Origin of the sequence: Rhodococcus sp. FH8, from assembly GCF_019266085.1 — a bacterium.
In the GTDB taxonomy this organism is placed as follows: domain Bacteria; phylum Actinomycetota; class Actinomycetes; order Mycobacteriales; family Mycobacteriaceae; genus Rhodococcus_F; species Rhodococcus_F qingshengii.
The window spans coordinates 1-12,582 of the sequence record NZ_LPNQ01000043.1 but is presented as its reverse complement, the minus strand read 5'-3'; the positions used below and the strand labels follow the sequence as shown (position 1 = coordinate 12,582).

At 60.9% G+C, this 12,582-nt stretch carries 10 protein-coding genes; 3 read left to right on the top strand and 7 right to left on the bottom strand.

What is annotated here, in order from left to right; all coding sequences use genetic code 11:
- Nucleotides 1-397: 397 nt before the first annotated feature.
- Nucleotides 398-1,822 (top strand): aldehyde dehydrogenase family protein, encoded by a 1,425-nt coding sequence (locus ATN38_RS00705; RefSeq protein WP_218747416.1) that lies wholly within the window; start codon nucleotides 398-400, stop codon nucleotides 1,820-1,822.
- A 63-nt stretch (nucleotides 1,823-1,885) separates the two neighbouring features.
- Here the strand turns inward: ATN38_RS00705 and ATN38_RS00700 are convergent, their stop codons facing one another.
- From ATN38_RS00700 to ATN38_RS00670, 7 genes are read right to left on the bottom strand one after another with little or no spacing between them, the layout of a single operon-like run.
- On the bottom strand, nucleotides 1,886-2,647 hold the full coding sequence (locus tag ATN38_RS00700; protein ID WP_218747414.1) for an HpcH/HpaI aldolase/citrate lyase family protein: 762 nt from the start codon (nucleotides 2,645-2,647) through the stop codon (nucleotides 1,886-1,888).
- A gap of 34 nt (nucleotides 2,648-2,681) precedes the next feature.
- Nucleotides 2,682-3,641, bottom strand: coding sequence for an aldo/keto reductase (locus ATN38_RS00695; protein ID WP_218747413.1), 960 nt, complete (start codon nucleotides 3,639-3,641; stop codon nucleotides 2,682-2,684).
- Nucleotides 3,641-4,507: an ATP-binding cassette domain-containing protein gene (locus ATN38_RS00690; protein WP_218747411.1), complete on the bottom strand. Its 867-nt coding sequence runs from the start codon at nucleotides 4,505-4,507 to the stop codon at nucleotides 3,641-3,643. The genes ATN38_RS00695 and ATN38_RS00690 overlap by 1 nt, the downstream gene beginning before the upstream one ends.
- Entirely contained in the window at nucleotides 4,504-5,337 is an 834-nt protein-coding gene (locus ATN38_RS00685; protein ID WP_218747409.1) for an ABC transporter ATP-binding protein, read from the bottom strand. The genes ATN38_RS00690 and ATN38_RS00685 overlap by 4 nt, the downstream gene beginning before the upstream one ends.
- 3 nt (nucleotides 5,338-5,340) lie before the next feature.
- Nucleotides 5,341-6,288, bottom strand: coding sequence for an ABC transporter permease (locus ATN38_RS00680; RefSeq protein WP_218747407.1), 948 nt, complete (start codon nucleotides 6,286-6,288; stop codon nucleotides 5,341-5,343).
- Nucleotides 6,288-7,292, bottom strand: a complete 1,005-nt coding sequence (locus ATN38_RS00675; protein WP_218747405.1) for an ABC transporter permease — start codon at nucleotides 7,290-7,292, stop codon at nucleotides 6,288-6,290. The genes ATN38_RS00680 and ATN38_RS00675 overlap by 1 nt, the downstream gene beginning before the upstream one ends.
- Nucleotides 7,293-7,296: 4 nt before the next feature.
- Nucleotides 7,297-8,874: an ABC transporter substrate-binding protein gene (locus ATN38_RS00670; protein ID WP_218681533.1), complete on the bottom strand. Its 1,578-nt coding sequence runs from the start codon at nucleotides 8,872-8,874 to the stop codon at nucleotides 7,297-7,299.
- Nucleotides 8,875-9,086: 212 nt separating this feature from the next.
- On the opposite strand from ATN38_RS00670, the gene pdxA reads away from it, so the two are divergent.
- Both pdxA and ATN38_RS00660 read left to right on the top strand, forming a co-directional pair.
- Nucleotides 9,087-11,339, top strand: coding sequence for a 4-hydroxythreonine-4-phosphate dehydrogenase PdxA (gene pdxA / locus ATN38_RS00665; protein WP_218747404.1), 2,253 nt, complete (start codon nucleotides 9,087-9,089; stop codon nucleotides 11,337-11,339).
- Between the two features lie 28 nt (nucleotides 11,340-11,367).
- Nucleotides 11,368-12,135, top strand: coding sequence for a DeoR/GlpR family DNA-binding transcription regulator (locus ATN38_RS00660; protein ID WP_003941419.1), 768 nt, complete (start codon nucleotides 11,368-11,370; stop codon nucleotides 12,133-12,135).
- The last annotated feature ends 447 nt before the right edge of the window (nucleotides 12,136-12,582 follow it).

Genomic DNA, 12,582 nt, shown 5'->3' with positions numbered 1-12,582 from the left:
AGAGAAGCCCCCCAACCAGTACTGGTTGGGGGGCTTTCTCGTACCCAAAACACCCCGAAACATCCCGTCGCCGGCACCCCCCGACTTCGAGCGAACGGCACTGTCGTCGCCTCAGATCGACCCAACGTACCGTTCACACCATCAAGGGCGGGCACGCCGCCGACTCACCACCCCGTCCGGGACCGAGTGAACGACACTCTCACCCTCTTAGGCGAGGGGAACGGTACGTTCACACCATCACTGAAAAGCGTGCGCGCACCACAAGTCTCGTCAGTCGAAGGTCAATCTCGACACCAACCTGCCACGGAACCCGTCGAGCGTGGCTAGGCTCGGAAGAGGTGCCCCGTGTGATCGGGCCCACCTCACCTGTGCACGCGTGATGACTACGGAGGCTTCGATGACCGATATTCTCGACCGCACCAAAATCTATGTTGATGGCGCCTGGATCGAATCCACTGGCAGCGGTCGGATCGACGTTCTCAATCCGGCTACCGAAGAACTGATAGGAACTGTCGCCGAGGGCACTGTCGAAGATGTCGATGCGGCTGCGAAGGCAGCGCGAAATGCGTTCCCGGCCTGGTCTGCACTATCCGGGGGCGAGCGCGCTGAATATCTTTCCAAGGCTGCGGCGATAATTGCCGAACGCACCGATGATCTTGCGGCGCTGGTTTCGCAGGATATGGGCATGCCGATCGGATTCGCGAAGCCTGTACAAATCGGAATGCCGCTCGCGAATTTGAATGCATTTGCCGAATTGGCGCGCACTTATGATTTCGACGCTCACGAGGTCGGAAATTCGCTGATTGTTCGAGAACCTGCGGGTGTTGTCGGCGCTATCACTCCCTGGAACTTCCCGCTCCACCAAGTTGTCTTGAAGGTCGGCGGTGCGCTCGCGGCGGGCTGCACCGTGGTTCTCAAGCCCACCGAGGTTGCGCCACTCATCACGTACGCTCTCGCTGACATCTTCGACGAAATTGGTTTGCCTGCAGGTGTATTCAACCTGGTAAGTGGCTACGGCCCGGTAGTGGGTGAAGCCATCGCCGGCCACCCGGAAGTCGACATGGTCTCCTTCACCGGGTCGACTCGGGCAGGTAAGCGAGTGGCCATCGTTGCCGCGGACACCATCAAGAAGGTCTCGCTCGAGCTGGGTGGCAAGTCGGCGAACGTCATTCTCGACGACGCCGATCTCGAAAAGGCTGTCACGGACGGCGTCGCAAAGTGCTTCATCAACTCGGGCCAGACCTGTTCGGCGCTGACGCGTATGTTGGTTCCCGCGGAGAAGGTGGATGAGGCAGCGGCAATTGCTGCTGCGGTCGCCGCTCATTTCCCGGTAGGTGATCCGACTCAGCCGACTTCGGTGCTTGGTCCTCTGGTGAACGCGAATCAACTGGGACGCGTTCGCGGATACATCGAGAAAGGTGTGTCGGAAGGTGCCACCGCGGTTGTCGACGGTCGCGAAACCGGACTGGCCAGTGGATATTTCGTCGGTCCGACGGTGTTCGCGAACGTGACCGAAGACATGACCATTGCGCGCGAGGAGATCTTCGGACCGGTCCTCTCGATCATGGGTTACAAAGACGAGGCCGACGCAGTGCGGATCGCCAACGGCACCGAGTACGGACTGGCCGGTGGCGTTTGGTCAGGTGACCCCGATCGCGCGGATCGCGTCGCACGGCAACTGCGTGCCGGGCAGGTCGAGGTGAACGGCGGCGCCTTCAACACGAATGCTCCGTTCGGTGGGTACAAGCAGTCGGGCGTCGGGCGCGAGGCCGGCACGTTCGGGCTCGAAGAGTTCCTCGAGATCAAGGCGATTCAGAGATAGTTCGTTCGAGAATGGCGATGCTCCCGTACCAAGTGCGGGAGCATCGCCATTTTTGTACCCGGATCAGGACTTGGCGGCATCCAAATGCTGAGCCGAGATGTTCGCCAGATGTGTCAGGTCCGAGGCCACGGTCGCGAACGTGTAGCCCTCCCCGAGCCGTTGTGCCGCAACCTGACCGGAAGGTGTGTGGATTCCCGCAGCGACTCCGCTGACGGCGGCAGCTTCGCGCACCCTGGTGAGCGCTGATTCGAATTCCTCGGCGACGTCCGGATCGTTGGAGTGCTTACCTCCGACGGCGATTCGTAGGTCGGACGGCCCGACGTACACGCCGTCCAATCCGGGCACTGCGCAGATCTCTTCGACGTTCGCCAGACCCTGTGGGGTCTCGATCATCGCAAATACAACGGTGTCGCGGTTCGCGTCGGCGGGAACGGGGCCGATACGGAGTTGCGAGCGCATGGGTCCGTAGGAGCGGATGCCGAAAGGCGGATACTTGGCGGCTGCCACGGCGGCCGCTGCCTCTTCGGCGTTGTTGATCAGCGGAACGATGACGCCCACAGCGCCCGCGTCGAGTGCACGGCCGATGGGCGTCGGATTGTTTGCCTCGACGCGCACCATCCCGACGGTGGACGGTGACGAGTCGATGGCGGTGAGCCCGGCGACCATCCCCGAATAGCCGATCAGGCCGTGCTGCATGTCGAGGGCAATGTAGTCCCAGCCGACGTGCGCGATCCATTCGGTCGAGATCGGGCTGTCGATGACGGACCAATATCCGAGTACGCGTTCGCGTCCTCGGATGCGTGCGGCGAATTCCTGTGCTGACATAGTGAAGAACTCTTCCTGATGAAGGTCGGGTGTTTCAGCGGTTGTAGTTGGGCATGGGGCCTCGTAGGGCGGCACCGACGAGATCACACTCTTCGACGGTCGAGGCGTCGAGTGGACCTCGCCCGATGGCCGCGATATTGGATTCGAGGTGCGTTACTTTGGATCCTCCGAGGAGCAGCGATCCGGCGACGGGCTTGCTGACCAGCCAGCGCAACGCAAGCTCGGTCAGGGAGATGCCCGACTGTTCCGCGATCGCCGTCAGTTGTGCAATGGCGTCGAAGATCTGTGTGTTCCAGTATCGCTCCTTGTACATCGACGCCAGACGGGAGTCGCCGAATCGGCCGTCGGCGGGACTTTCCTCGAAGGTGTGGCGCCCCGTGAGCAGGCCCCCACCGAGTGGGTTGTAGACCATGGTGGTCAGTCCGGTCACGTCCGCGAATTCTGCGTATTCTTCTTCGATGCGACGTGCGAGCAAGTTGTAGAGCTGCTGTGCGACGATCGGTCGGGGAGCTCCGACTGTGTCTGCGGTGTAGTTGATTTCACTGATTTGCCACGCTGCGAAGTTGGATACGCCGAGTGTGCGGATCTTGCCCTCGGCAACCAGTTCCGCGACGGTGGTGAGAGTTTCGGTCAGCGTGACGGTTCGGTCCGGCTGATGGAGATAGAACAGGTCGACGTAGTCCGTGTCGAGTCTGCGCAGGCTTCCTTCGATGCTTGCTCGGAGCCCCTTTGCCGAGAGTGGGCTGTTGTCACCGGCATCGGGATGCGGCATTCCCGCTTTGGTGGCCAGAGTGACGGAATCGCGTCGGCCGTGGAGCAGCTTTGCCAGCATGCGCTCGGACTCGCCGCCCGCATAGCCGTTGGCCGTGTCGATGTGAGAGATACCGGCGCCTAGTGCTGCGTCGAGCATCGATCCGGCGCCCGATATGTCGACCGTGTCTCCGAATGTCATGGTGCCGAGCACCAGTTTCGGAAGCTCGAGTGGGGCGGTCATCAGGCAACTCCTCGTGATTCGGTCTGCTTGGCTAGCAAGTTCTTGGACAGGGCTGCCACCACGTGGCGTGGTTTGATGCCGACCATGGTGGTGGGATCGAGAGCAGCGCCTCGTAGTGCGCGGGTGTACGGCTCGCGCGGACTGGCGAGAACTGTTTCTGTGGAACCGGATTCGACGATGGTTCCTTTTGACATCACGACTACGGTCTCGCTGATTTCTCGGACGACGCCCAAGTTGTGTGAGATGAAAACGTACGTCAGACCGGTATCGGCCTGAATTTCACGTAGGAGCTCGAGTACCTGCGCTTGCACCGACACGTCGAGAGCGCTGGTCGCTTCGTCGCAGACCAGGATCTCGGGTCCGCTGGCAAGTGCACGAGCAATTCCGATGCGCTGACGTTGGCCTCCTGAGAACTCCGCCGGACGCCGGTGTAGTGCCGAGCTGGGCAAGCCAACGCGATCGACGAGTTCTGCTGCTGTCTTTGCGCGTTCAGACTTGCTCCGAACACCTTTGAGGCGCAGTGGTTCTCCGATGATGTCCTCGGCAGTCAGATGAGGGTCGAGCGATCCGTACGGATCTTGGAACACCATTTGAACGCGAGAGCGGTAGGGGCGCAGCGACTTCTCCGACATCTGCGCGATGTCATTGCCGTCGACGAGAATGCGTCCACTGGTCGGTGTGAGGAGTCGGACGATCGATCGAGCGATGGTCGACTTGCCACATCCGGATTCGCCGACGATGGCCAAGGTCTTGCCCTTTTCCGCCGAGAAGCTCACAGCATCCACGGCTCGGAAAACTCCGTCGGGAACCGGATACTCGACCACGAGATCTTCGACGGCGAGAAGTGGCGTTTCGTGGCGGGTCATGCCGAGGCTCCGATCTGTGTTGAACGGGCGGGGTCGCCGTCCCAAGGCCCCAGGTGAGGTATGGCGTCGAGAAGCTTTTGTGTGTAGGCGCTTTGCGGTGAGTCGACGAGAACGTCGGCACTACCGGTCTCGACAAAACGTCCGTCCTTCATCACGTAGATGCGATCGGAGACCAACCGCGCAACTCCGAGATCGTGAGTGATGACCAGCATTCCGATCCCGGTGCGCTCCTGCAACTCGAGCAATAGATCCAGAATCCCGGCCTGAACGGTTACGTCCAGTGCGCTGGTGGGTTCGTCGGCCACGATCAGTTCGGGGCCGGCAGCAAGAGCGCCGGCGATCAGGACGCGCTGCAACATTCCACCCGACAGTTGATGCGGGTACTTGTCGAGTTGCTGATCCGGATACGGAATGCGTACCTGCTCGAGCAGTTGCACTGCCCGCTCGATTTGTTGCTTCTTCGCGGTCACACCGCTGTGGCGCACTGCTTCTCGAAGTTGGCTGCCGATGGTGTGGACGGGACTCAGAGCCGTCATCGGGTCCTGGGGGATGAGCGCGATGTGTTTTCCGCGAATATCGTTCAGGATCTTCGTGTTTCCGAGAATGTCCTGACCCTTGAACACGGCTTTCCCGGAAAGAACCGCAAAATCGTCCGGAAGCAGTCCGAGAATCCCCATGGCTGTCGTCGACTTTCCGGAGCCGGATTCACCGATGATGGTGACGGTTTCACCGGCGTCGATGCAGAAGGACACGCCGTCGACGGCTCGGATGACGCCGTTCGCCGTGACAAGTTCGATCTGGAGATCGTCGACCCGTAGTAGATTTCCCATGTCTCACGCCTTCGCTTTCTGGGCGCTGCCACGCCCGAACAGGCTTGCGCCCAGTCGTTTCGAACCTGCAGGACGATCTCGCAGACCATCGCCGAGTAGGTTCACTCCGATGACCAGCAGCACGATCATCAGACCGGTCAACGTGACGATCCACCATGACGTGGTGATGTAGTCCTGGCCGTCGGCGATGATTCGTCCCCAGGTAGCGAATGGACGTTGCGGTCCGGCACCGAGGTAGCTCAACGAACTTTCCAGCAGTACGGCCTGCGCGAGCAGCAGCAGGACGACGAGCGATGCCTGCTTGACGATGTTGGGAATGACGTGACGAAGCAGGATGGCCATGCGGGTAAGTCCGAGGACTCGAGCTGCAGCTACGTAAGGCTTTTCGCGTTCGACGAGTACCAATGAGCGAGTCAACCGTGCGACTTCGGGCCACTGTGCGATCGCGATGACAAACGTGATGACGGGAATGGACGGGCCGAACAGCGCAACAACGAGAAGCAGCATCATCAGCAGAGGCAGTGAAAGCTGTGCTTCGAGTAGGCGGGAGATGACGGTGTCGACCCAACCACCGAAGTACCCCGCGGCGGATCCGGCGACGATGCCGATGACGCCGGAGACGATCACGGCGAGAATACCGATCGTCAGAGACACCTGGCCGCCGTGCAGGATCCGTGAGAGCAGATCTCGTCCCAACTGATCGGTGCCGAACAGATGGCCGTCGGTGAGGGGCGGTAGCCGTCGACTGCTCAGGTTGGTCTGGTTCGGATCTGCAAGGGGGAGCAGCCCGGCCAATGCAACAGGAAGAATCACCAGGAGCGCGCAGATCGAGCCGGCCCAGATCTTGACTCGGCTGTCTCGCTTACGGCGCGTGGCTCCGGCGCGTGCGAAGTCTGCCTCGGTGACCGCGCTGGCGCGTGGAGTTGTTGGAGGTTCCAAGACGGTAGTCATCAGTTGGCGCCCTTTCCGAGTCGCACGCGTGGATCCAGGAGGGGGTAGAGGAGGTCCACTGCCAGTTGCACGAGCACTGCGAGAACCGCGGTGACAAGTACGGTGGCCTGGATGAGCGGGTAGTCGCGAGTCTCGAGTGCGCGGACCACCAGCGAGCCGACACCAGGCCAGGCGAACACGACCTCGACCACCACGACGCCGTTCAGCATTCCGGCGAATCTGGTGCCCAGCGCGGTGACGATCGGAATCGCCGAATTACGCATCGCATATCGCCAGGTGAGTTCGCGTTCCGATACTCCGCGAGAGCGTGCGACGGTGATGTACGGAGAAGCGAAGGCCGAGACCATTTCGCGTCGAACCATCCGGGAGATCAACGCGATCTGGAGGATGGCGATGGTGACGGTAGGCAGGATCAACGACGGCCATGTGGTGAAACCGGCTGCCGGGAGTACTGGGATCAAGACCGCGAAGATCGTCACCAGCATCAGGCCGCTCCAGAACTCCGGCATGGACTGCCCGCCGACGGCTACGACGTTCGCACCGAGTTCACGTCTGGTGTCCGCGTGACGGGCCATCCACACGCCCAGCGGAATCGAGAGCACGGCGGTCAACAGAATGGAGCTGACGGCAAGGGTGATGGTGTACGGGAGACGGCCGAGGACAACGTCCATGGCCGGCGCCTGGAACGAGTACGACGTGCCGAGATTCAGGTGGACGAGGTCCCACAGGTAGATCAGGTATTGGGAGAACACCGACTTGTCCAAGCCCATGTCAGCACGGATCCGTGCGAGATCCTCGGTGCTGGCCAGCGGTCCGGCCAAGGCGTAGGCAGGATCGCCGGGTGCCATTCGGATCAGGACGAACACTGTTGTGAGCGTGAGGAAGATCGTCAAGGCACTCTGTGCCAGACGTTTGAGCACGTATTTGACGGTCGGGTTGATCCTTGTGCGTCGACGCGGAGAGATTCCGAGGGCGGTTTGCGGTTTCGGAGCGGTGAGAGTCATCGCCTCAGGCCTCCAATCGGACGGCGCCGAGGTCGTAGGAGTTGATCGGGGTCAGTGAAACATTTTGTACACGAGTGCGTTTCGCAAGGAGAGCATTCGGCACGAAGCTCCACAGGCAAGGCCAGGTGTTCCAGATGTCTTGTTGTGCGGCGTCGAGTAGAGCGGCGCGCTTGGTCGGATCTGGCTCTCCGGATGCGGCTTGGATCTTCGCGGTGATCTCGGGGAAGACGTACCCGTGATAAGTGTCGCGAGTTGCTTCCTTCTCCGCTGTGCCGGCGTACATCCCCTGCAACGTGGTCAGTGCAAGTCCGGTCTGGTTGCCGTAGCCGTTGCCCAGCACATCCCAGTCGCCGGTCTTGCCCTGGCGCCAGGACGAGATGTCACCGCCCGGTTCGAACTGCTGGAGTTTGACGCGTACTCCCACGGCCTTCATCATTTCGAGTACCGATTCCATCACCGAGACGTCGTTGGTGAACTCTCCGGTTTCCCAGATGAAGGTGAGTTCGAGGTCGTCGGCGCCTTCGGCCTCGAGCATTTGCCGCGCTTTCCGTGGATCATATTGGTAAGTGCCGGTTTTCACGGCTCCGTCCAAGGTCGACGGTGCGGGGCCGGTGGCCGGGACTGCGGATCCGATCAGCACGTCCCGAGCGAGTGACTCACCGTCGATGGCGTACGTGAGAGCTTCGCGGACACGCGGATTGGACAGTGGGTGATCGGCGGGCTTGCGGAAGTTGAAGAACAGTTGGTTGATGCGTGTGCTCGGCACTGTGTCCACCTGGACACCAGGCAGGTCGGCGAGTTGTTCGGCGGAATCGGGACTGATCGAGTCGATGACGTCGACCTCGCCGCTCCGAAGCGCGACGACGCGGCCGGCCTCTTCGGGAATGAAGCGGACCTGAACACGACGTACGCCGGGGGCCGGGCCCCAGTAGTTGTCATTGGCGACAAGTGTGTAATCGCCGGTGCCCCGGTTCGATTCGCTGACGACGAACGGTCCAGACCCGATCCCGCTCTGCAGTTCGTTGGGTTCGTTGGCAGCGGCCGGGGTGATCAAGATGTTGGACATGAGCGAGTCCAGAACCGGCACCGGGGAATTCGTCCGAAGGATGAAGGTGCGATCGTCGATGGGGACGACCGTCGGCCACTCGGGGAACTGCGGTGCGACAAAGGATCCGCTGACCTGTTGGTACATCTGCATTGCCGTCGTGACGTCGTCGATCAGCACAGGTGTGCCGTCGGAGTAGCGGATGCCCTCGCGGAGTCGAACCGTCCACTCGGTCGGGCCGGTCGATTCGAACCTGTCAGCGAGAACGAGTTGCGGAGTCAGATTGTCGCCGATCCGGGTGAGACCTTGTCTGACGCCACGTTGAGCCGTGACTGCTGCGTCGAATTGATTGAGTTTGTTGTCGAGGCTGACGAGCGAGCGGTTGAGCCCGAGCACCAGGGTGTCCTGGGTCGGCTTCCCGGTAGGGCCGGCGCACGCGGCAGTAGTGCCCAGAAGCGTTGCGCCACCGATCAGCCCGGTGAACTGCAGAAAGGATCGCCGGGAGAGCTGTGGTGTTCGCAAACGAGTATTGGTCATCGGTGACCTTTCGATCCTGACGGGGCAGCGTGGGGGCGACGCTCCGAGCGGACTGTTGGTGAACAATCGCGTCGGGCTCTCGCTTGTAACTCAGCTCACAATGGCACTGTTGCGCACTTCGCGCAAGTCCCGTAACTTCGATTGCGTACTTCACGCATCGGTTGCGATGCTGTGCATACTCGATTCAGACCGAAAGGGGGTCGAGGAATTCGATGAAACCACTGGTAATCATCGCTGATGATCTTTCCGGAGCCGCGGAGTCGGCCGCAGGATTTCTGCTCCGCAGTTCGGGCATATCGCTTCGACTCGGCCCAGGTGCGCCCGACGGATCAGGAGTGACGGTTTTCGATCTGCACTCACGGCGATCCGACCCCGCCAGAGCCTCTCGTGACGTGAGATCAGTTCTGCAATCGTCTGACGGCTCCGAGATCGTCAAGAAGATCGATTCCCTGCTCAGGGGCAACATAGCGGCGGAGGTTGGAGAACTCTCCCGCGACGGATCCCCGGTCATCGTCGCCGCCGGACTGCCCAGGCAAGGGCGCACGGTGCAAGACGGCGTGGTGTTGGTCGATGGGGTTGCGTTGCACTCCACCGACCTGTGGCGCGCGGAGTCGAAGCCGGCTCCTCGGTCGATTGCAGAGGCGCTCGGCCCGTCGGCAATCACTTCTGGCGTATCGCTGGACGACATTCGCTCCGGGCGGTTGAACCAGGTTCTTGCGTCGATCTCAGAAGCCGGGTCGGTGGCGATCTGCGACGTCGAGACCGACAGTGATCTGCAACTGATTGTGGCTGCAGCACAGGAGGTTCGGGGTTCTCGATTGGTAGGAACCTCGGCGCTCGCGACGGCAGTGGCACGACGACGAACCGTGCAGTCACCCGTCGCGTGCCCATCTCTTCGTGATTCTCGATTTACCTTGGTCGTTGTGGGGACGGCGGATGCGTCTGCCGGGGACCAAGTGGCATTGCTTCGGGATTCAGGGGCGCACCATATCGAAGTGAACAGTGCTGAGCTGCTGGCGCATTCGGTCGATCCGCTTCCGATTCTGAACGCACTGGATCGCGGAAACGTCGTGGTTTCGGTAAGTGGACCTGTCGTGCCTGCAGAATCCGTCCACCTCGTTTCGGCTCTCGCCGATCTGATCGCTGCCGTCGATGCAGGATTCTCCCACGACGAGTACCCGATCGACCTGGTACTTACCGGTGGCGAAACCGCGCGCAGCGTTCTCGACCGCCTGCGGATCGACACGCTGTCACCGATTTACGAAATCGAACACGGCGCAGTACTTTCCGTCGATCGCACCGGACGGTACATCGTCACGCGGCCAGGCAGTTTCGGGAATGCACACAGTCTTTTCTCCATAACGAAGTTTCTCGCGCACCCCAACCCGGTCGCCGCTCCGGACAGTCCACCTTCAGTGACTCCTTCAGACAACGAGGTCAATCCCATGTCAATCTATTCCACTCCACTGCCGCTGATTGCTGTCACGATGGGCGACGGCGCCGGCGTCGGACCGGAAGTGATCGTCCCCGCACTCCTCGACGGCGAAACGAGAAAGCGTTGCCGCCCTGTTGTTGTCGGCGACGCGAAGCGTTTGCGATTGGCTGCCGGGGTGCTCGGAATCGACGTCGACGTGGTCGCGATCGAGGGGATCAAGGATGCTGAATTCATCGATGGACGGATCAACGTCATCGACCTGGACTTGCTACCCGAGGATCTCGCCTGGGGTGAACTGTCGGCAGTCGCGGGAGATGCGGCCTATCAATATATCCGCGTCGCAAGCGAACTCGCTGTACGCGGTGAAGTCCAGTCGATCTGCACGGCGCCGCTGAACAAGGAAGCGCTGCATGCGGCAGGACACATCTATCCCGGACACACGGAATTGCTTGCGCACCTGACCGGTACCGAGGAGGTGTCGATGATGTTGTCGACCCCCAAGCTCAAGGTGATTCACGTGACCACTCACATCGGACTGCTCGATGCAGTTGCCAGGATCGAGCCCGGCCTGGTCGGGAGGACCATTCGTCGAGGTCACGAAGCTTTGGTGCGCACGGGCAATCCATCTCCGAAAATCGGCGTGTGCGGGATCAACCCGCATGCGGGGGAGAACGGGCTTTTCGGGTACGGAGAGGAAGAGCAGAAGATCATTCCCGCCGTCGAACTCTTGAAGGCAGAAGGAATCGACGTCCACGGCCCTCTGCCGGCGGACACGGCATTCTTCCTCGCTGGACGTGGGGACTACGACTTGATCGTTGCGATGTACCACGATCAGGGGCACGGCCCGGTCAAGGTTCTCGGGATCGAGGCCGGCGTCAACATCACCGTCGGGTTACCTGTCATCCGTACCTCCGTCGATCACGGAACCGCTTTCGATATTGCAGGTAAGGGCATCGCCGAGGCCGGTAGTATGGTCGAAGCGTTGCGGCAGGCGGCCGAATTGGCAACCAGCACATTCGTTTCCAAGTAAGCACCAGGGTTTGTAGGGGGGAGGAGCGATGGCCATCCGGGAGTCGGAGGCGAGGCGGTCGGAGATTGCGAGGCTCGCTCGCACCAGCGGTCTGGCCAGTGTCGAGGATCTGTCTGCCCAATTCGGGGTGACTGCATCTACGATCCGTCGCGACCTGAGTCAGTTGACTGCCCAGGGAGTAATTGCCCGAACGTACGGCGGGGCGATTGCTCTCAACCCTCATCCGGAATCCTCCTTGCGTCAACGCGCAATGGAGGGATTCGACGCCAAACGGGGCATCGCCGAATGGGCTGCTGAGCAGGTTCGGCCCGGGGAAACCGTACTTCTTGATGCAGGTACCACCGTCGGGGCGATGGGAGAGTTCTTACGTCACGTGACGAATTTGACGGTGATCGCTGCAGGGCTTACGGCGCTCGAGGCGTTAGCCGACGCTGATGGTGTTCGAGTCGAATGTCTCGGGGGGACCCTGAGGCAGCTCAGTCAAGGATTCGTCGGGCCACTGGCGGAAGCGTCGCTGCAGAGGGTGTCGTTTGACAAGGCATTCCTCGGTGCCGATGCAGTTACCGCTGACCTGGGAATTTGTGAAGCTGAGCTCGATCAGACCCGGCTCAAGGAAATGATGATCGAACGTGCCGGCGAGGTCTACATACTCGCCCACTCCGCCAAGCTCGGTGAACGTCCTTTCCATGCGTGGGCGCCGATACCGCCGGGGGCCGTGCTGGTTACCGATGCTGCAGTAGACGCAAAGCAAGTCGCGTTGTTCGAGGATGCAGGTATCCGAGTCCAAGTGGTGTGAGTTCCCGCTGCGTGCCGATCCGGCCACGGTGTCCGGCGTCACATGATGTCCGAATTGGTGAAAATCGACTGAAACGGGCAATCTTGCTGGGGAAATGGATGCCTCCGAGTCTCTGACCTGTGGATTTGTCAAAGACTTCGGCGGACGCGTAACTTATTCCAAGTCAGAGCGACACGGACACCGACTCCCGCCTTTACGGCGAGTGACACGAGGTTGTACGAAGTGCCTGACCAAATTTCGAAGTAGTTTCCATCGTGTATGGTTGTGCTTCACCTCCAGTTCTTCCCCAAATGTTCAGCGGTTTGCGCCGATGATCACGATGGGATAGGCTGGAAAAGTTGCCCCGGAGCGGCGGCCATAGGGTCGTAGTGATGGTGTGCGCGTGTTCTTTGAGAACTCAACAGTGTGTCGATGAATGTCAGTGCCAAAATTAATTTGGTACTTCAC

Excerpts from the sequence above, each read along its gene's own strand:
- ATN38_RS00700 (WP_218747414.1), bottom strand. The coding sequence starts at position 2,647 with ATGTCAGCACAGGAATTCGCCGCACGCATCCGAGGACGCGAACGCGTA.
- ATN38_RS00690 (WP_218747411.1), bottom strand. The coding sequence starts at position 4,507 with ATGACCCGCCACGAAACGCCACTTCTCGCCGTCGAAGATCTCGTGGTC.
- pdxA (WP_218747404.1), top strand. The coding sequence starts at position 9,087 with ATGAAACCACTGGTAATCATCGCTGATGATCTTTCCGGAGCCGCGGAG.
- ATN38_RS00675 (WP_218747405.1), bottom strand. The coding sequence starts at position 7,292 with ATGACTCTCACCGCTCCGAAACCGCAAACCGCCCTCGGAATCTCTCCG.
- ATN38_RS00670 (WP_218681533.1), bottom strand. The coding sequence starts at position 8,874 with ATGACCAATACTCGTTTGCGAACACCACAGCTCTCCCGGCGATCCTTT.
- ATN38_RS00660 (WP_003941419.1), top strand. The coding sequence starts at position 11,368 with ATGGCCATCCGGGAGTCGGAGGCGAGGCGGTCGGAGATTGCGAGGCTC.
- ATN38_RS00695 (WP_218747413.1), bottom strand. The coding sequence starts at position 3,641 with ATGACCGCCCCACTCGAGCTTCCGAAACTGGTGCTCGGCACCATGACA.
- ATN38_RS00685 (WP_218747409.1), bottom strand. The coding sequence starts at position 5,337 with ATGGGAAATCTACTACGGGTCGACGATCTCCAGATCGAACTTGTCACG.
- ATN38_RS00680 (WP_218747407.1), bottom strand. The coding sequence starts at position 6,288 with ATGACTACCGTCTTGGAACCTCCAACAACTCCACGCGCCAGCGCGGTC.
- ATN38_RS00705 (WP_218747416.1), top strand. The coding sequence starts at position 398 with ATGACCGATATTCTCGACCGCACCAAAATCTATGTTGATGGCGCCTGG.